This window comes from Aeromonas sp. 130281 (assembly GCF_056642115.1).
This window is the reverse complement of sequence record NZ_JBWVQS010000001.1, coordinates 994,638-1,013,438: the sequence shown is the minus strand read 5'-3', so window position 1 is coordinate 1,013,438 and position 18,801 is coordinate 994,638. Positions and strand designations below refer to the sequence as shown.

Annotated in this window: 16 protein-coding genes; 6 read left to right on the top strand and 10 right to left on the bottom strand. The window is 62.0% G+C overall.

The window, feature by feature from the left end; all coding sequences use genetic code 11:
* Window positions 1-211 precede the first annotated feature (211 nt).
* Together nagE and AC1IN8_RS04430 are read left to right on the top strand one after the other, a co-directional pair.
* Window positions 212-1,666 (top strand): N-acetylglucosamine-specific PTS transporter subunit IIBC, encoded by a 1,455-nt coding sequence (nagE, locus tag AC1IN8_RS04435; protein ID WP_005325683.1) that lies wholly within the window; start codon window positions 212-214, stop codon window positions 1,664-1,666.
* 122 nt (window positions 1,667-1,788) lie between these two features.
* Complete coding sequence (locus tag AC1IN8_RS04430) at window positions 1,789-4,452, top strand: beta-N-acetylhexosaminidase (protein ID WP_479758183.1); 2,664 nt, start codon at window positions 1,789-1,791, stop codon at window positions 4,450-4,452.
* A gap of 221 nt (window positions 4,453-4,673) precedes the next feature.
* Here AC1IN8_RS04430 and AC1IN8_RS04425 read toward each other — a convergent pair whose 3' ends face one another.
* From AC1IN8_RS04425 to AC1IN8_RS04405, 5 genes are read right to left on the bottom strand one after another with little or no spacing between them, the layout of a single operon-like run.
* Window positions 4,674-5,240 (bottom strand): nucleotidyltransferase family protein, encoded by a 567-nt coding sequence (locus tag AC1IN8_RS04425; RefSeq protein ID WP_479758182.1) that lies wholly within the window; start codon window positions 5,238-5,240, stop codon window positions 4,674-4,676.
* Window positions 5,230-6,219 carry an XdhC family protein gene (locus tag AC1IN8_RS04420; RefSeq protein ID WP_479758181.1) on the bottom strand — a complete coding sequence of 330 codons (990 nt, stop codon included), beginning with the start codon at window positions 6,217-6,219 and terminating at the stop codon, window positions 5,230-5,232. The genes AC1IN8_RS04425 and AC1IN8_RS04420 overlap by 11 nt, the downstream gene beginning before the upstream one ends.
* Entirely contained in the window at window positions 6,212-7,429 is a 1,218-nt protein-coding gene (locus tag AC1IN8_RS04415) for a c-type cytochrome (protein ID WP_479758180.1), read from the bottom strand. The genes AC1IN8_RS04420 and AC1IN8_RS04415 overlap by 8 nt, the downstream gene beginning before the upstream one ends.
* Entirely contained in the window at window positions 7,426-7,956 is a 531-nt protein-coding gene (locus AC1IN8_RS04410) for a (2Fe-2S)-binding protein (protein ID WP_139436452.1), read from the bottom strand. Before AC1IN8_RS04410 ends, AC1IN8_RS04415 begins: the two co-directional genes overlap by 4 nt.
* Window positions 7,953-10,784: a xanthine dehydrogenase family protein molybdopterin-binding subunit gene (locus AC1IN8_RS04405; RefSeq protein WP_479758179.1), complete on the bottom strand. Its 2,832-nt coding sequence runs from the start codon at window positions 10,782-10,784 to the stop codon at window positions 7,953-7,955. Before AC1IN8_RS04405 ends, AC1IN8_RS04410 begins: the two co-directional genes overlap by 4 nt.
* A gap of 522 nt (window positions 10,785-11,306) precedes the next feature.
* Between AC1IN8_RS04405 and glnS the strand changes: the two genes are divergently transcribed.
* The gene (glnS, locus tag AC1IN8_RS04400) at window positions 11,307-12,968 is read left to right on the top strand and encodes a glutamine--tRNA ligase (RefSeq protein WP_247626858.1); all 1,662 of its coding nucleotides are present in this window, start codon (window positions 11,307-11,309) and stop codon (window positions 12,966-12,968) included.
* A 117-nt stretch (window positions 12,969-13,085) separates the two neighbouring features.
* On the opposite strand, the gene fur is transcribed toward glnS, so the two are convergent.
* A complete protein-coding gene (fur, locus tag AC1IN8_RS04395) occupies window positions 13,086-13,514 on the bottom strand; it encodes a ferric iron uptake transcriptional regulator (RefSeq protein WP_005325677.1) in 429 nt (142 codons plus the stop codon).
* Window positions 13,515-13,758: 244 nt separating this feature from the next.
* Between fur and AC1IN8_RS04390 the strand changes: the two genes are divergently transcribed.
* Complete coding sequence (locus tag AC1IN8_RS04390; protein ID WP_479758178.1) at window positions 13,759-14,259, top strand: DUF4442 domain-containing protein; 501 nt, start codon at window positions 13,759-13,761, stop codon at window positions 14,257-14,259.
* Window positions 14,260-14,305: 46 nt separating this feature from the next.
* Here the strand turns inward: AC1IN8_RS04390 and fldA are convergent, their stop codons facing one another.
* Genes fldA through AC1IN8_RS04370 form a run of 4 tightly spaced genes read right to left on the bottom strand, consistent with a single transcriptional unit; the run spans window position 14,306 to window position 16,227 of the window.
* Complete coding sequence (gene fldA / locus AC1IN8_RS04385; protein ID WP_005325673.1) at window positions 14,306-14,830, bottom strand: flavodoxin FldA; 525 nt, start codon at window positions 14,828-14,830, stop codon at window positions 14,306-14,308.
* 38 nt (window positions 14,831-14,868) lie between these two features.
* Window positions 14,869-15,165, bottom strand: coding sequence for a LexA regulated protein (gene ybfE / locus AC1IN8_RS04380; protein ID WP_005325670.1), 297 nt, complete (start codon window positions 15,163-15,165; stop codon window positions 14,869-14,871).
* Between the two features lie 20 nt (window positions 15,166-15,185).
* Window positions 15,186-15,407, bottom strand: coding sequence for a DUF2788 domain-containing protein (locus tag AC1IN8_RS04375; protein WP_106887376.1), 222 nt, complete (start codon window positions 15,405-15,407; stop codon window positions 15,186-15,188).
* A gap of 55 nt (window positions 15,408-15,462) precedes the next feature.
* On the bottom strand, window positions 15,463-16,227 hold the full coding sequence (locus AC1IN8_RS04370; RefSeq protein WP_139436479.1) for an alpha/beta fold hydrolase: 765 nt from the start codon (window positions 16,225-16,227) through the stop codon (window positions 15,463-15,465).
* Window positions 16,228-16,516: 289 nt separating this feature from the next.
* Between AC1IN8_RS04370 and seqA the strand changes: the two genes are divergently transcribed.
* Together seqA and pgm are read left to right on the top strand one after the other, a co-directional pair.
* Window positions 16,517-17,023 (top strand): replication initiation negative regulator SeqA, encoded by a 507-nt coding sequence (seqA, locus tag AC1IN8_RS04365; RefSeq protein ID WP_202046322.1) that lies wholly within the window; start codon window positions 16,517-16,519, stop codon window positions 17,021-17,023.
* A gap of 54 nt (window positions 17,024-17,077) precedes the next feature.
* Entirely contained in the window at window positions 17,078-18,727 is a 1,650-nt protein-coding gene (gene pgm / locus AC1IN8_RS04360; RefSeq protein ID WP_479758177.1) for a phosphoglucomutase (alpha-D-glucose-1,6-bisphosphate-dependent), read from the top strand.
* The last annotated feature ends 74 nt before the right edge of the window (window positions 18,728-18,801 follow it).

The window sequence follows — 18,801 nt, the reverse complement described above, 5'->3', positions numbered from 1 at the left end:
AAGTTGTTTTATAGCGTAAATAAAGATTGCGAACTAAGCCACATCTATCCGCTACCTTTATCTCTGTTGAGTGATAATGATCACGAAAGCTGGTTTATTAATTTGCGCAGCGAAATAAAACACATAGACTGCCAATCAAGCCTTGATGGCTTATGCGTCGAACGTGATAAGCACTTAATTTCTAGAAAAACATCAACTAAGGAGAGGAACCGTGAACATTCTCGGTTATTTGCAAAAGATCGGCCGTGCCCTGATGGTGCCGGTAGCGGTATTGCCTGCCGCAGCGATCCTGATGGGGATTGGCTATTGGATTGACCCGAACGGCTGGGGTGGCGAAAGCGCGCTGGCGGCCTTCCTGATCAAGGCGGGTGCCGCCATCATCGACAAGATGGCCATTCTGTTTGCCGTGGGTGTCGCCTATGGCATGTCCAAGGATAAAGACGGTTCTGCCGCGCTGGCCGGTCTGGTCGGTTACCTGGTGGTCACCACCCTGCTGAGCCCGGGTGCGGTCTCTCAGATCCAGCAAATCCCGCTGGACCAGGTCCCTGCCGCCTTCGGCAAGATTGAGAACCAGTTCATCGGTATCTTGACCGGTGTCATCGCTGCCGAGCTGTACAACCGCTTCAGTGGCGTCGAGCTGCACAAGGCCCTGGCCTTCTTCTCCGGCCGTCGTCTGGTGCCGATCGTGACCTCCGTTGTCATGATCGTGGTCTCCTTCATCCTGATGGCCGTCTGGCCCATCATCTATGGTGGCCTGGTCTCCTTCGGTGAATCCATCGTCAGCATGGGCTCCACCGGTGCCGGCATCTACGCCTTCTTCAACCGTCTGCTGATCCCGGTCGGTCTGCACCACGCCCTGAACTCGGTGTTCTGGTTCGACGTGGCCGGCATCAACGACATCCCGAACTTCCTGGGTGGCCAATCCTCCATCGACGCCGGCAAGGCTGTCGTAGGCGTGACCGGCATGTACCAGGCTGGCTTCTTCCCCATCATGATGTTCGGTCTGCCGGGTGCGGCACTGGCCATCTACCACAGCGCGAAGAAAGAGAACAAAGAGAAAGTTGCCTCCATCATGATCGCAGCCGCCTTTGCCGCCTTCTTCACCGGGGTGACCGAGCCGCTCGAGTTCTCCTTCATGTTCGTGGCGCCGGTACTGTACGTCATCCACGCCCTGCTGACCGGCCTGTCCGTGTTCATCGCCGCCAGCATGCACTGGATCTCAGGCTTCGGCTTCAGCGCCGGTTTCGTCGATATGTTCATCCAATCGCGCAACCCGCTGGCGACCCAGTGGTACATGCTGCTGGTACAAGGCCTGGTGTTCTTCGGTCTCTACTACGCCATCTTCCGTGCCGTGATCGTCAAGTTCAACCTGAAAACCCCGGGTCGTGAAGATGACGAAGCCGTGCCGGTACAGGCCCAGACCACTGACCGCACCGAGCTGGCTCGCCAGTATCTGGAAGTGCTGGGTGGCCAGGACAACCTGGTGACCATAGATGCCTGCATCACCCGTCTGCGTCTGACCCTGAAAGATCGCAGCATCGTCGACGAGCGCAAGCTCAAAGCCCTGGGCGCGGCCGGTGTGGTCAAGCTCGGTGAGCAGAACCTGCAGGTGATTCTGGGCCCCTTGGCCGAGATCATCGCCGGTGAGATGAAAGCCCTGCGTTAATCGAGCGACCCGCTCACCTCAAGTCTAAGTCCATTGTTGACATAACTAAGGGCCCCGCTTAGGGGCCCCATATAAAAAAAGCCAAGAAAATCCAACCTTTACTTCAAACGAGAGCAGCAGTTATGAACTTGAAACATTCTCTGTTAGCCATTGCCATGTCTACCGTTTGTGCCGCCCAGGTACAGGCAGCCGATGCCGCCAAGCAAGCCGTGGTCGATTCCCTCGCCAGCAACCTGGTCGTCAAGTACGAAGTCGTCACCAACGACGGTGCCGGCGCCGGCCTCGATTGCCAGGCACTGGGCTCCGAGTGGGCGAGCTGCGGCGTTGCCAAGCTGCACCTGACCAATACCGGTGCCGACGTCACCTCCAAGGACTGGAGCATCTATGTCTCCTCCATCCGCCGCATCCAGCGGGTGGACAACGACCAGTTCACCATCACCCACCTGACCGGCGACCTCTATCGTTTGACGCCAACCGATAAGTTCCAGGGCTTTGCCAAGGACGCCACGGTCGAAGTGCCCCTGGTGGTGGAGTACTGGGTATTGTTCGAATCTGACATCATGCCGAACTGGTACGTCGCCAGTGAAGGGGCCGAGCCGAAAGTGCTGGCCAGCATGAGCAACATCGATGATGCCACCACCTACGAGAAGCCGATGCCGGCCGATGGCTGGAAGCGCACCAAGGATGACAACAACATCCTGATGAACAGCGAGACCCGTTTTGCCGCCAACCAGACCAGCACCTTGCTGCCTGCCGGCAAGATTGACGACCAGATCCTGCCGACCCCGATGAAGCAGGTGGTCAAGGCCGGTCCCCAGGTCGACTTCTCCACCATCAAGCTCAATGCCCTGGATCTGCCAAGCGATCGCGCCGAGGCCCTGAAGGCTCAACTGACCAAGCTGGGTGTTACCCTCTCCGACACCGGCTACCCAGTGACCATCAAGCTCGGCAGCAAGCTCAAGCAGGCCGAAGGCTATGACATGACCATAGGCGCCAAAGGCACTGTGGTGCAGGGTCATGACATCGACGGGGCCTTCTGGGGCGCCCAGTCCCTGATCTCCCTGTTGGGGGTCAACGACAAGCTGGTGAGCCAGATGAGCGTCGAGGATGCTCCGCGCTTCGAATACCGCGGCATGCAGACCGACGTGGCCCGCCACTTCAGAAGCCCGGAGACCATGAAGAAGCTGGTTGACCAGATGTCTGCCATGAAGCTCAACGTGCTGCACCTTGGCCTGACCAACGATGAAGGCTGGCGCATCGAGATCCCGGGCCTGCCGGAGCTGACCGAGGTCGGCAGCCAGCGTTGCCACGACGAGTCCGAAACCAAGTGCCTGATGCCGCAGCTCGGCTCAGGCCCCACCAGCGACAACCAGGGCTCCGGCTTCTACAGCAAGGCCGACTACATCGACCTGGTGCGCTATGCCAAGGCCCGCGGCGTGACCGTGATCCCCGAGATCAACATGCCGGCCCACGCCCGTGCTGCCGTGGTCTCCATGGAGGCGCGCTACAAGCGTCTGCTGGCGGAAGGGAAGGAAGCGGAAGCGAACCAGTTCCGTCTGACTGACCCGGATGACACCTCCAACGTCACCTCGGTGCAGTTCTACGACAAGATGTCCTTCATCAACCCCTGCCAGCCGGGTGCCGCCACCTTCGTGGCCAAGGTAATGGATGAAGTGGCCCAGATGCACCAGGCCGCCGGTCAGCCCCTGACCGCCTGGCACTACGGTGGTGACGAGGCGAAGAACATCATGCAGGGCGGCGGTTACCAGGACCCGGCCGTCACCAAGAAAGAGGAGCTGGTGGCCTGGAAGGGCAACGTCGACTCCAGCAAGCAGGACAAGCCGTTCGGCAAGTCCCCCATGTGCCAGAAGATGATCGACGATGGCAAGATCAAGGACGTGGCCGAGCTGCCTGTCCACTTCGCCAAGGAAGTGAGCGAGATGGTCAAGGGCCACGGCTTCTCCACCCTGCAGGCGTGGGAAGATGGTCTGAAGTACGCCACGGACGCCAGCGTGTTCGCCACCGAGAAGACCCGGGTCAACTTCTGGGAAACCCTCTACTGGGGTGGCTTCAACGAGGCGATGAAGTGGGCGCACAAGGGCTATGACGTGGTGCTCTCGAACCCGGACTACCTCTACTTCGACTTCCCGAACGAGGTACACCCGGCCGAGCGCGGCTACTACTGGGCGACCCGCTTCAACGACACCCGCAAGGTGTTCGCCTTCGCCCCGGAAAACCTGCCGCAGAACGCCGAGACCTCGGTTGACCGCGACGGCAACGCCTTCGTGGCCAAGGGTGACCAGGATCCGGTCAAGTTCAAGGGGATCTCCGGTCAGCAGTGGAGCGAGACAGTGCGCACCGACGCCCAGTACGAGTACATGGTCTACCCGCGCATCTTCTCCGTGGCCGAGCGCGCCTGGCACAAGGGTGGCTTCGAGCTCGACTACGTGAAGGGTCGCGAGTTCTCCGGTACCACCAAGCACGTCAACAAGGCCACCCTGAACAAGGAGTGGAACCAGTTCGCCAACCTGCTGGGTCAGCGCGTGCTGCCCAAACTCGATCAGGCCGGTGTGGAATACCGCCTCTCGGTACCGGGCGCCAAGGTGGTGAACGGCAAGCTGGAAGCGAACGTGGATCTGCCGGGTCTGCCCATCCAGTACAGCCTGGACGGCACCACCTGGACCGCCTATGACGCCGCCGCCAAGCCGAGCGTGAATGGCAAGGTCTGGCTGCGTACCACCAGCTTCGATGGCAAGCGCGCCAGCCGCGTCACCGAGCTGAACTGATAGCGTATCGTCTCTGACACAGGGCGGGTCGCAAGACCCGCCTTTCCCAAGGGCGATGGCCATCGGGCTTGGGAAAGGTTGACTGTGCGTGTGAACCTTTGTTGTGTGTGTATTGTCTGTTTTTCATCACTTGTGACCCCGCCTCGTGCGGGGCTTTTTTTTGCCCGGCGATCAGGCATGCCGTGAACGGCATATGGTGGGGCTGTGCAGGGAAAGGCGGCTCAGAGCGGATCCTCTGGCCAGTCGATGTCTTGCACGCAGCCGGGATCGTCAAGGGACAGGGTGCGCAGGCGCTCCCGATGGCGCAGCAGTAAGCCTTGCGCGCCCTGCTCCCCCGCCAGGCCCGCCAGCTCGGGGAGCAGATCGGCGGGGAAGCTGACGGGATGGCCCGGCTGCCCCTGATGGAGGGGGCGCACTATCTCCCTGCCAGTCTGGGCTGCTTGCAGCGCCCGCAGGCTGGCGGGGGAGAGGCGGGGCATGTCGGCCAGGGCGATGAGCAGGCTGTGGATGGGGCGCCCGCTCGCCAAGAGGGTGCGCACCCCGTGGGCCAGGCTGTCCCCCAGGCCGCCGTCCCGTGGCACCTGGGTCAACTCGGCGCCGGAGTCCGCCAGCAGGCGGCGCATTGCCTCGTCTCGCTGTCTGAGCACCACCAGCACGCTGTCATGACAGGGGAGCAGGGTGGCCAGGGTGCGCAGGATCAGGGGCGGGGAGCCCGCGAGGCGCTTGTCGCTGCCGTAGCGGCGGGAGAAGCCGGCCGCCAGCAGCAGGGCGACGCGCTCAGGTTGCATCTGTGGCCTCTCTCAATCGGATGCCCTGGCGCACGGCGATCACCTCGGCCAGCACGGCGATGGCGATCTCGATCGGGGTCTTGCTGCCGATGGGCAGCCCGATGGGGGCGTGGATCCGCGCAAGCTGGGCCTGACTCGCCTCGGCAATTCGCTGCAGCCGCTCCAGCCGACGGGCGCTGGTGCGCACCGAGCCCATGGCACCGAGGTAGAAGGCGTCGGATTCGAGCCCCGCCATCAGCCCGGCATCGTCGATCCTGGGGTCGTGGGCCAGTGCCAGCACGGCGCTCTGGGCCGTGGCATGGCGCTCGACGAAGCGCTCGGGATCGCACCACTCCACCGCTATGCCCCCTTGCTCCGGCCCCCAGTGCCAGTCGCTGCGGTACGGCTCGCGGGTATCGCACAACCGCACCTCGAAGCCGGCGGCCTGACCGAGCCTGGCCACCTGCTCGCTCACCTGGCTGATGCCGAGCAGCAGCAGGCACCAGCGCTGTGCATAGCTCAGGCGTACCCGGCCTGGCACCTCTTGCTCGCAGGGATCCGTCGTCTCCCCGGCCAGATAGCGGCGTGTCCCCTGCTCGAGCAGCACCTCCCGCACGAAGGGGCGGCCCCCTTGCAGCCGGGTGAGCCACTCGTCGAGATCCGCGCTGGCCGCATCCCCTTCGAGGCGCTCCACCAGCAGCCGGATGCGGCCACCGCACGGCAGCTCGAACGCACTGCCATCGGGGGCCAGGTGGGCGCCATAGTCCAGCAGGCTCAGGGGGACGTCATGCTCCCCCCTGGCCAGCATGGCGACGAAGGCATCCTCGATGCAGCCCCCCGAGATGGAGCCGCTGCGGTGGAGGCCATCGGTGGCGAACAGGGCCCCTTTGGGGCGGGGGGCCGAGCCGTAGGTCGCCACTATGCTGCACAGCCAGATGCCTTTCCCCTGGGCCAGCCAGGCGAGGCTCTGACGCAGCACCTCCAGCTGAGGGTCACTCATGGTGCGCCTCGACGATCTCCTTCTTGAGCGTACTGATGTCGTCGGCACTCAGGGTAGAGGCTTGATGGGCCCAGGTCTGGCGCAGGAAGTTCACCAGATCCGCCAGTTGCTGGTCGTTGAGCTCCCTGGCGTAGCTGGGCATGGGGGCGAAGCGCTCGGTCTGGCTGTAACTCTGGGCCGGGATCCCGCGCAGCAGCACCGCCAGGGTGTTGGTCGCGGTCGCCTGATCCAGGGTGGCGTTGGCATACATGGAGGGGGTCACGTTCGGCTTGCCCTGACCCTGCTGGCCGTGACAGCCGGCGCAGTAGTCCCGGTAGAGCCCGTAACCCGGGTGCGATGCGTCCAGAGTGACCGGCCTGGGTGCAGGCTCCGGCAACGGGGTGTCACTGCCGAGCAGGTAGCTGGTGACGGCATGCATGTCCTCGTCGGTCAGGTAGGCGAAGCTCTTCTCGACCACGGGATACATGCCGGCGAAGACGCCCCCCTTGACCGAGTAGCCCTTGCGCAGCAACCGGGTCAGGGAGTCATGGGTCCAGCCCTGGCGCCTGAGCTCGGTGGCGGTGATCTCCGGGGCCATCACCCCCTCTATCATGGCCCCTTTCAGGTAGCGTGAGCCGTCCATTGCCATGAACAGATCCCGCGGCGTGTGGCACTCGCCGCAGTGTCCCAGCCCGTCCACCAGGTAGCGGCCACGGTTCCAGTTGCTACTCTTTGCCGGATCCGGCTGGAAGGCGCTGTCCTCATGGGCCACCAGGTTCCAGGCCATCAGGCCGGTGCGCACGTTGAAGGGGAAGCCGACCTCGTTGTCGCGGTTCACGGTGGCGGCCGGCCTGGTCTGCATGAAGTAGGCGTAGAGTGCCTTCATGTCCTCATCCGTGACCAGGTGATAGGAGGTGTAGGGCATGGCGGGATAGAGGCGTCCCTTGGGGGCGTTGCCGTTGTGCATCACCTCGTAGAAATCCTCATAGCTGTAGCTGCCTATCCCCTGACTCTTGTCGGAGCTGATGTTGGTGGAGTAGATGACGCCAAAAGGCGTCTTGAACCCCAGCCCGCCTGCGTATTTCTGACCCCCCTCGGCGGTGTGGCAGGCGGCGCAGTCACCCACCTTGGCGAGGTATGCCCCCTGTGCCACCAGTGGATCCCGGGTGTCGGCCGCGGAGACGGCGCCAGCGCCCAGCAGGAGCGCGAATGTGAGTCTGGAGAGCATCATGTGCGGACTACCCCCTCCGAGATCAGCATGGCCTTGACCCCCTCGTAGTACTTCTTGTAACCGGTGCAGCGGCAGACGTGATCCTTGAGTGCCTCCTCTATGGTGGATTCGAGATCGGCCATGGCCACCGGCGCTTTGCGCAGCCGCTCCAGCAGCACTGTGGTCTCGTTGACAAAACCCGAGGTACACCAGCCGCACTGGAAGGAGAAGTGATCCAGGAAGGTCTTCTGCACCGGGCTCAGGGCGATGATCTTGCCCAGCTTGTTGCGCGTTGCGTGGCCTTCCACGGTACGGATGCGCTGGCCGTTGAAGCGGCCCACCCCGTTGATGCAGGTGCGCACGCTCTCGCTGCTGCCATCCGCCCCGTCGACCACTATGGTGCAGGCATGGCAGACGCCGACGCCGCAGCCGAACTTGGTGCCGGTCAGGTTCACATACTCGTGCAGGAAGTCGATCATCATGGTGTTGTCATCCACGTCGATCGGGCCAATGAGACGGTCGTTGATGGTCATGTTTACGGTGATCATTGGATGGCCTTCTGAATGTCGGTTGCAGTGACGGGAAGATGATAGAAACGGGTGCCGGTCGCCTGATAGATGGCTTCGACCAGGGCGGCGACCACGGGGATCATCACCACTTCGCCTATGCCCTTGGTGGCATCGGTCGGCGAGAGGGGATCGAGCAGGGTGTGGGTCAGATTCCAGACCGGCAGCTGGTTCGCCAGGGGGACCTGGTAGCGGTTCAGGTTCCAGGTGCCGTTGCCCGGCCCGTCCTGCCCGGCGGGCAGGTATTCATACAGGGCGTGACCGACCCCCATGGCGAGGCCGCCCTGGATCTGCCCTTCCACCAGCTCGGGGACGATGACACGGCCGGCATCCAGCCAGCTGTGGGCAGACAGTATGTGCACCTTGCCCGAGCCCTTCTCCAGGGCTATTTCGACCAGGGTGGCGCAGGGGGCGTAGTAGGTCACCATGGCGTTGTTCAGGCTGGTGCTGGGGTAGTGGGCCTGGGTGCGGTCGAGCAGCTGGTAGCCGTTGCCATCCGCCTGCGCCCGTTTCTCGCTGCTGGCGCCCTCGCCGTAGCGCAGTGCCAGCGCATCTATGGGCAGGCGCTGGCTCTGACCCTCTATGGTGAAGTCGCACTCGGCCCAGGCCCAGCGGTTGAAGCAGTGCACCATGGCGCCTGTGATGAGGCCGTTGGCGTGAGCATGGGCCGCCAGCAGGGCGAGCGGCAGCGGCGGCATGCCACGGGTCGTGAGGCCAGCCGGGGTCCAGCTCGCCTCGCTGGCGGGGCCGAGATCCAGGCCTGCCTGGCCGACGAAGTACTGCTTGCGCCAGATGGCGGTCGCCGCCGGCCAGAGCGTCTGCTCGAACAGGATGCGGGCCGCGGTGACGGTGGCATGACTCTGGAAGTAGGAGGAGATGGAGGCCGAGGAGGCCTGCGGAATGGCCAGGGTCCAGCGCGGGTTCTTCTGCATCTCGTCCTGGCGCGCCTGCGAGATGGTGTAGGGGTTGTCGGTCGAGACCAGCTTGAAGCTATCCCAGAGGGCGATTTCGGCGAGCGCTATGGTGTCGGCCGGTTGGCCCAGGTAGCGGCTGACGATCTCGGCCTGAGAAGTCTGGATCCCGGTGCCCATCTCCATGCCGCTGATTTTGAGCAGTATCTCCCCCTTGCTTGTCAGCTCGACGCAGGCGGAGGGGGCCACGGCGCCGGTGCCATAGTCCTTGGTGGTGATGCCAAAGCCCGTGCCGTGCAGGCGATCAGGGTGCTGCGCCTCGTAAGCCTGCTTCCTGGCCTGACGCTGGGCCCAGATCTCGTGCTGTTCGGTCATGGCGAGGATCTCGGGGTAACGGTTGTTGCCCTCGGGAATGGCCCCCTGGGTATTGGGCTGGCCGGGCTTGATCAGGTTGCGGCGCCGCAGCTCCAGCGGATCCATCTTCAGCAGGGCGGCGGCTTCGTTGACCATCATCTCCATGGCCGCCATGGTTTGCAGGGAACCGTATCCCCGCATGGAGCCGCAATCCGGGTTCTCGGAGGGCAGGGCGACCGCGGTGATGTCGTTCTTGGGGAGGTAGTAGACCCCCTGGATGGCGCTGGCCCCCACGCTGGCCACCGAGCCGGTGAAGTTCAGGCGACCGCCGCCGTCCACTGTCATGGCGCTGATCAGGGCGCGGAACTGGCCGCTCTGCTTGTCGAGCACCAGCCTGTTGTGCATGTTGAACGGATGACGCTTGAGGCCACCCTGGAACTGTTCGAAACGATCGTTGGCCAGGCGCACCGGCCCCTCGCCATAAAGGGTCGCGAGCAGGCCATAGAAGGGGAATATGGTGTGATCCTTGGCCCCGAAGCCGCCCCCGATGAAGGGGGAGTGCACCACCAGCTTGTCGACCTTGCCGGCCAGCGGCCCCCTGGCCAGCATCTCGGCGGCCTCGTAGTAGAAGTCGTGAGGGGACTGGGTGCTCAGCACCAGGTGCATGGTGCGCGCCTTGGCGTCGAACCAGCCGTTGAAGTTTTCCGGCTCCATCATCATGGGCTCGATGAACTGGGTCTGGTAGGTGCGATCCAGCACCAGGGCGTCCTCGGCCTCCAGCTCCTTGTGCACCAGAGCGGCCTGATGCATTCCCTGTTCGCCCGCGTTGCCATCGGCGTTGGCCGTCGGCCAGACCGGCTGGTGGTTGACGATGACCGGGAAGAAGAGGCCGTTCTTCAAGGTGCTGTATTGATCCTCCCTGCCGAGCTTGCCCTCGATCCGGATGATGCGCCAGCAGGCCCAGGGATCCCGGGTGGTGGCGACCAGGGGGGTCACATCTCCGTAGCGCACCACCTTGCCGTTGAACTGCAGGATCTGCTTGGCCCGGTTGAAGGTGGCGAAGTCCGGGAAGATCAGCATGGCGGCCGCATGACCCAGATAGTCCGGGGTGGCCCCTTCGCTCACCATCATGTTGACGCCGTAGAAGGCGGGCAGCTCGACGCCGTCGCGCACCAGGTCGGCGGCCGTGATCACCCGGCGGGGCTGGGCATTGGCGGGCAGCATGGAGAGATCCAGTCCCAGATAGACGCGATCCGCCCTGTCGAGCCGGATCAGCAGCGCATGTTGCTGCTGGGACGGCCAGCCAGCCAGATCCTGGGCGCGATAGTCCCGGCTGTAGATCTTCTGGCCGGTGACCTTGGCCAGTCCATCGCTGCGAAACTTGACCTTGCCCCCCTGCTTCCACTGGCCGAGCAAGGCGGGATCGAAGACCTCGTCTTCCATGCCGGACAGGGAGAGGTTGGCGAGGAGGGGGGCGCTGTAGACGGCGATGCCGGCTATGACGCACTGCTTGATGAAATCACGTCTTGATACGGAGTAGGACATGGCTCAGCTACCTGTGTGAGGATGAGGCGAGTGGCTCGGGGGAAAGGGAGGGGACAGGTGTTGTCGACCATCTTCCCTGATGTCGCAGCAAAATGACAAAGTTGTAAATAGGATACTAGGATGATGCAGTTTGGAAAATGTCTGGTTCTTGTTGGTTCCAGCTCTGTTCAGCTTGGCGGTGTGACGGACCGGATGTTGCTAAATTGTTTCAAAACATTGAAGTGTGATCTCGCCGCAATATCAAGCAGCCATGTGGTTGTGCCCGCAGTAAGCCCTTTATGCCAGCCTCGTTCAGCCCATCTCCGTGGGGAAGTGGCTTGCCCGAGAGCCGATCGCGGCGAAATAAAGGAAGCCTGTGGCCGGGAAGCGACCCTGCCCGGAGGCAAATGGCGTCTGGCGTGACGCCAGCCAGGGCGCGGCGGCAAATTCCTGTTGAGCCTCATGGATGAATAGTGGATCATTGTCGGTTTCTAAGCGGGGGCGCGCGGTTGCCCCATGAGCTGAGACATTCGAGGTGAATTCATGAGCGAGGCGAGCAGCCCAACCAACTTTATCCGTCAGATCATCGATGAAGATCTGGCCAGCGGTAAGCACAAGAGCGTGCATACCCGTTTTCCGCCGGAGCCGAACGGTTATCTCCATATCGGCCACGCCAAGTCCATCTGCCTGAACTTCGGCATCGCCCGTGACTATCAGGGCCAGTGCAACCTGCGCTTCGATGACACCAACCCGGCGAAGGAAGACATCGAGTTCGTGGAGTCCATCAAGCAGGACGTACAGTGGCTCGGCTTCCAGTGGAGCGGCGAGATCTGCTACTCCTCCGACTATTTCGACAAGCTGCACGGCTATGCCATCGAGCTCATCGAGAAGGGTCTGGCCTATGTGGACGAGCTCTCCCCCGAGCAGATGCGCGAATACCGCGGCACCCTGACCGCCCCTGGCAAGAACAGCCCGTTCCGCGATCGCAGCGTGGAAGAGAACCTGGCGCTGTTCGCCAAGATGAAGAGCGGCGAGCTGGCCGAAGGCAGCGCCTGCCTGCGCGCCAAGATCGACATGGCATCCCCCTTCATGGTGATGCGCGATCCCGTCATCTATCGCATCAAGTTTGCCCATCACCACCAGACAGGTGACAAGTGGTGCATCTACCCCATGTACGACTTCACCCACTGCATCTCGGACGCCCTGGAGGGGATCACCCACTCCCTGTGCACCCTGGAGTTCCAGGACAACCGTCGCCTCTATGACTGGGTGCTGGACAACATCAGCATCGACTGCCATCCCCGTCAGTACGAGTTCTCCCGTCTGAACCTCGAATACACCGTCATGTCCAAGCGCAAGCTGAACCTGCTGGTGACCGAGGGGCACGTCAGCGGTTGGGACGATCCGCGCATGCTGACCGTCTCCGGGCTGCGTCGCCGTGGTTACACTCCGGCCTCCATCCGCGAGTTCTGCCAGCGCATCGGCGTGACCAAGCAGGACAACATCGTCGAGATGAGCATGCTGGAAGCCTGCATCCGCGACGATCTCAACGAGAACGCTCCCCGTGCCATGGCGGTGCTGCATCCGGTCAAGGTGGTCATCGAGAACCTGGCCGCCGACGAGGTGCTGACCGCACCGGCGCACCCGAACAAGCCGGAGATGGGCAGCCGTGAGCTGACCTTCACCCGCGAGATCTTCATCGACGAGGCGGACTTCAAAGAAGAGGCGAACAAGCAGTTCAAGCGTCTGGTGCTGGGCAAGGAAGTGCGCCTGCGCAACGCCTACGTCATCAAGGCGGAGCGGGTCGAGAAGGATGCGGACGGCAAGGTCACCTGCATCTACTGCTCCTACGATCCCGAGACCCTGGGCAAGGATCCGGCCGATGGCCGCAAGGTGAAGGGGGTGATCCACTGGGTCAGCGCCACTCACTCCCTGCCGGCCGAGATCCGTCTCTACGATCGTCTGTTCAAGATGCCGAACCCGGGTGCCGAGGACGACTTCGAGGCGGCGCTCAACCCGGATTCCCTGGTGATCATCCAGGGTGCCCGGGTCGAGGCCTCCCTCAAGGACGCCAAGCCGGAGTTTGCCTACCAGTTCGAGCGTGAAGGCTACTTCTGCGCCGACAACAAGCTCTCCAGCGCCGAGCATCTGGTGTTCAACCGCACCGTGGCCCTGCGTGACGTCTGGGGCAAGGCCGAGGCCTGATCGCTGCCGTCTGACAGGCAGAGGGCAGGGGAGACCCTGCCACTCTGGTCCGGATTGCGGACACAAAAAAAGCCAGCGTGATGCTGGCTTTTTCATGGCTGCTCGCGGCCGACGGCGTTATTCGTCGTGCTTGCAGTCACCGTTCACGCAGTGACCATAGAGATAGAGGCTGTGATTGGTCAGGCGGATGTTGTGGTGCTTGGCGATGTCGCGCTGACGCTGCTCGATCACCTCGTCGGAGAACTCGATCACCTTGCCACAATCGAGGCAGACCAGGTGGTCGTGATGTTCCTGGGTGGCCAGCTCGAACACCGACTTGCCCCCTTCGAAGTGATGGCGGGTGACGATACCGGCATCATCAAACTGGTTGAGAACGCGATAGACGGTAGCGAGACCAATCTCCTCACCCTGGTCGATCAGCCGTTTGTACAGATCTTCCGCACTGGTGTGCTGGCAGTCCGGCTGTTGCAGGATTTCCAGGATCTTGACGCGGGGCAAGGTGATCTTGAGCCCGGCCTTTTTTAACGCTTGGTTGTTGTCTGCCATATTCTATTTATTCGCATTCTCGAAGGTGTGGTTATTCTGATTGACTGCCGAAGGAATGGCAACCACGAACTCGTATGGCCTGACATTATAGGTCGTAGCCAAGTCAAAAATAAACCCAGTAATTCAAGGGGTTTAGCACATTTCCCCTCTGTGGAAGATTAATCTGGCCAGCTCGGACCGGGCTTGCTCCGCGAGGGAATGTTGATACTATGTCACTTCTCTATAGTCTGGTCGGATGAGATCCATGGATTGGCTTTTTGGCAACGCGGCCTGGGTGCGCCACGCCCTCAACGCCTGGCCCCCGTTCTGGGGTGCGGGCATCAAGATAGAAACATTGAGCCCCGATTTTCGCTTCTGTCGGGTCACCCTCAAGTCTCGCTGGTGGAACAAGAACGCCAACCGGACCCAGTTCGGCGGCAGCATGTTCGCCATGACGGATCCCATCTATCCGCTGATGCTGATGGGCCATTTCAAGAACCGTTATTACGTCTGGGACAAGGCGGGCAGCATCAATTTCATCAAGCCTGGCAAGGGGATGCTGGTGGCGGAGTTCAATCTGACCGACGCCAAGCTGGCATCCATAGTGGCGGCGACCGAGGGGGGCAACAAGCATTTCCCCGAGTTCGAGGTGCTGGTGCAGGACAAGCGGGGCGAGCTGGTGGCCCAGGTCAGGCGTACCCTGTATGTGAAACCCAAGCCGGAACACAGAACCCAGAGCCTGGCTGCGCCAGCCATGAAGGAGTAGAAACAACAAGGGCCCCGGCGGGGCCCTTGTTGTCAGAGGAGGGAGATCACTCCAGCTCGCTCAGGCACATCTCTTCGTGCAACTGCTTGCACCAGCCCTTGACGCGCTCGGCGGTCAGCTCCGGCTGGCGATCCTCATCGATCCCCAGACCGACGAAGTGCTTGTCATCCACCAGTGCCTTGGAGGCCTCGAACTCGTAGCTCGCGGTTGGCCAGTGGCCGATGATGATGGCACCTTTGGCTTCGACGATGTCACGCAGGGTGCCCATGGCGTCGAGGAAATACTCGGAATAGTCTTCCTGATCGCCGCAGCCGAAGATGGCGACCAGCTTGTTGTTGAAGTCGATCTCTTCGAGCTCGGGGAAGAAGTCATCCCAATCGGCCTGGGCTTCGCCGTAGTACCAAGTCGGGATACCGAACATCAGCAGATCGAAGCTGTCGATGTCGGCCTTGCTGCTCTTGGCAATGTCACGGACTTCAATCAGTTGTTTGCCCAGTTCTTTCTGGATCATCTTGGCGACAGCTTCGGTATTACCGGTATCGCTGCCGAAAAACAGACCTACACTAGCCATAGTGTTTAGTTACCCGTATCTGGTTAATGCTTAACGGTTCAGATTGCGATGCCTGCTGCATGCGCAGACTCAATCTGTTGCTTCAGGATAGATTGGATCAGCTCGGCTCGGCTGACGTTCTGTTGTAGCGCAAGTTGGTTCAGGCGCTCCAGCAATTCGGCCTCCACCTTTAACTCGACCCGCTTCAGGCCGTTCTCCCGATCGCGCTTGAGCTGGTTGCGCTTGTTGATCTTGAGTTGGGTCTCACGGGGGAGTGGATTGGTCTTTGGCCTGCCGGGGCGCTTCTCAGTTGCGAACAGATCCAGTGTTGTTCGATCAGTTTGCTGTTTGGCCATACATCACAGATGAAAAGTAGTTAGCCGATCCCAGAGCCTTCCCAGCCCATTTCGATCAGCCCCTTGGCGACAAAACCCGCGCAACCCAGAAACAGAACCAGCCAGACGATAAAGCGGCCGAAACGGGGCACGTTGCCGCGTTTGAGCACGTCGTGAATGGCCAGACCAATCAGCAGGAAGATGGCCACGAAGAACAGCTTCAGGCCCAGACTCTCGATCAGATCGATATGTTCATACAGCATGGATTGCGCACACTCCTTATGACGGGCGCACTATATCACAAAGGATTTGAAACTGTTAACCGCCTGTCGACAGGAAATCCACAACCAGTTTATTGAACAAAACCGGCTTTTCGGCGTGCAGCCAGTGACCGGTTCCGGCGATGACACGGGCCTTGGCGGCCGGGAATTGTGCCATCACTGTCTCGGTATACTGAGGCTGCACATAGTCGGAATCCCCCCCCTTGATGAACAGGGTCGGCCCCTCGAAGCGGGTCTGGTCGTCGGGCCAGCCCATGATGTTGGCGTAGTTGCGCTCAAGGGCCGGCACATTGAAACGCCAGCCCCAGCCCGCCTCGGTTTTGGCGAAGGACTTGAGCAGGAACTGGCGCACGCCGGCGATCTCGATATGTTCGGCCAGGATGGCTTCCGCCTCGCTGCGGCTTTGGGGGGGGCGCGTGAGCGTGGCGTTGAGACCGGCGAACACATTCTGGTGGCGGGCATGGGGATAGGCGACCGGGGCTATGTCGGCCACCACCAGCCGGTCGACCCGGGCAGGGGCCAGCTTGGCGACCTGCATGGCGACCTTGCCCCCCATGGAGTGACCGACCAGGGCCACCTGCTCAAGCCCGAGCCGATCCAGCAGGGCGATCACATCCGCCCCCTGCTGCGGGTAGCTCATCTCATCGGAGTGAAAGGAGGCGCCGTGGTTGCGCAGATCGACGCTGATGACCCTGTATTGCTCGCTCAGGGGGCGGGCCAGCAGGCCGAGGTTGTCCAGGCTGCCGAACAGGCCGTGGATCAGCACGACGACAGGGCCTTGTCCCTGATCCTTGAAATTCAATAATGAGTTTTGTTGCAAAATGACACCTTGTCGGTCGTGGGCTGTTTCGCCAGATTTTTAACACACTGAAAGAAAAGGATTTCATTCCTTGGGGGGCATTTTTTTGTGGTTTTTTTTCCAAAAAAACGGCCCGGGATCGGTTATCAGTGCGGGGGATCACACACTTGGCTCGCCATTATGCCGTATTCTCACCGAGATTCATGCACATCTGCCAGCCCCTCCCTTGGGCTGCCGGGTCTGCCTATGTATAATCGCCGCATCCGAATTTCGACGAGTCCAGCGCATCCCTATGAAAACCATCGAGCTTGATGACGATCTCTACTTCTTTATCGCCAGCCAGACCCGGCACATCGGCGAGAGTGCTTCCGATATCCTGCGCCGTCTGCTGGAACAGCCCGTCAAGGCGGGGACGACAGTGCCGGCCGCGCCTGTGGTCCAGCCTCAGCCCCTGGCCGATGCCATGGGACTGGAAGCCCTGCTCGATTCCGGCGAGCTGCAAAAAGAAGAGAAGTCCATCAACCGCTTCATGCTGGTGCTCAGCACCCTGTACCGGGACAACCCGGAGAGCTTCACTCAGGCGACCGAGATCAAGGGGCGCAAGCGCGTCTATTTTTCCCGGGATCCCGAGGCGCTGCGTGCCAGTGGCAGCACCACCAAGCCCAAGCAGGTGCCGGATACCCCGTTCTGGGTCATCACCAACACCAACACCAGTCGCAAGCAGAACATGGTGGCCCAGCTGATGACCAGCATGGGTTATGACGAGGCTCTGACGGCTCGGGTGTGCGGCACCGTTTAACGCATCATCGACTCAAGGCCTTGCCGGGCAAGGCTTCTGCTCAAGGAAAACGCCATGGCACAGCATCCCCACGCCGGTCAGCCGGCCCGTTTAAGCGATCTGACCAACATTCCCCGTCTGGTCAGCGCCTACTACCTCAACAAGCCGGACATGAGCCGCCCCGAGCAGCGGGTAGCCTTTGGCACCTCCGGCCACCGCGGCAGCGCCCTGCACAACGCCTTCACCGAATCCCATATCCTGGCGGTGACCCAGGCGCTGGTGGAGTATCGCCAGCAGGCTGGCATCCAGGGCCCGCTGTTTGTGGGCATGGACACGCACGCCCTCTCTGAATCCGCCTTCTCCAGCGCGGTAGAAGTGCTGGCGGCCAATGGCGTCGAGACCCGCATTCAGGCAGGCCTCGGCTTCACGCCGACCCCGGTCATCTCCCACGCCATCCTGCGCCACAACGCAGGCAAGCCGGCGGCCCTGGCGGACGGCGTGGTGATCACCCCGTCCCACAACCCGCCGGAAGACGGTGGCTTCAAGTACAACCCCCCCCACGGCGGCCCTGCCGAAGGGGAGATCACCAAGTGGGTGGAAGAGCGCGCCAACGCCATTCTGGAAGCCGGTCTGGCCGGCGTGAAGCGGATGCCGTTCGCCGAGGCCCTGGCCAGTGAGTTCGTGGTCGAGCACGACTATGTCACCCCCTATGTGGACGATCTCGAGAACGTGCTGGACCTGGCCGCCATCAAGCGCGCCGGCATCAAGATCGGTGTGGATCCGCTGGGGGGCTCAGGCGTCGCCTATTGGGACGTGATCGCCAAGCGCTACGATCTGGACATAGAGGTGGTGAACTACAAGGTCGACCCGACCTTCTCCTTCATGACCCTGGACAAGGACGGCAAGATCCGGATGGACTGCTCCAGCCCCTTCGCCATGGCGGGCCTGATTGCCCTGAAAGACAAGTTCGACATCGCCCTTGGCAACGACCCTGACTACGACCGTCACGGCATCGTCACCAAGGCGGGTCTGATGAACCCGAACCACTATCTGGCGGTGGCCATCCAGTATCTGTTCACCCACAGAACCGGCTGGCCCAAGACGGCGGCCGTCGGCAAGACGCTGGTCTCCTCGTCCATGATCGACCGGGTCGCCGGCGAGATCGGCCGCACCCTGAAAGAGGTGCCGGTCGGCTTCAAGTGGTTCGTGGATGGCCTCTACAGCGGCGAGTTTGGCTTCGGCGGCGAGGAGAGCGCGGGCGCCTCCTTCCTGCGCAAGGACGGCAGCGTCTGGACCACCGACAAGGATGGCTTCATCCTGGCGCTGCTGGCCGCCGAGATCCTGGCCGTGACCGGCAAGGATCCTCAGGCGCATTACGACGCCCTGGAGGCCAAGTTCGGTCGCTCCAGCTACCGCCGCATCGACGCTCCCGCCAACAGCGCCCAGAAGGCGGTGCTCTCCAAGCTGGATCCGGCGCTGGTGGAAGCCTCGACCCTGGCCGGCGAGCCCATCCTTGCCAAGCTGACCAAGGCCCCCGGCAATGACGCCGCCATCGGCGGCCTCAAGGTAGTGACCGAGAATGGCTGGTTCGCGGCGCGCCCCTCGGGCACCGAGTCCATCTACAAGATCTACATGGAGAGCTTCAAGGGCGAGGCGCACCTGGACCTGATTCAGCAGGAGGCCCAGCAGATCGTCTCCGCGGCCCTGGCCAAGGCCGGCGTCTGAGGCTGAGGCAAGTTTTTGAAGCGCATAAAAAGGAGCCATATCGGCTCCTTTTTGCTGTGTGCCTGGTGAGGTTC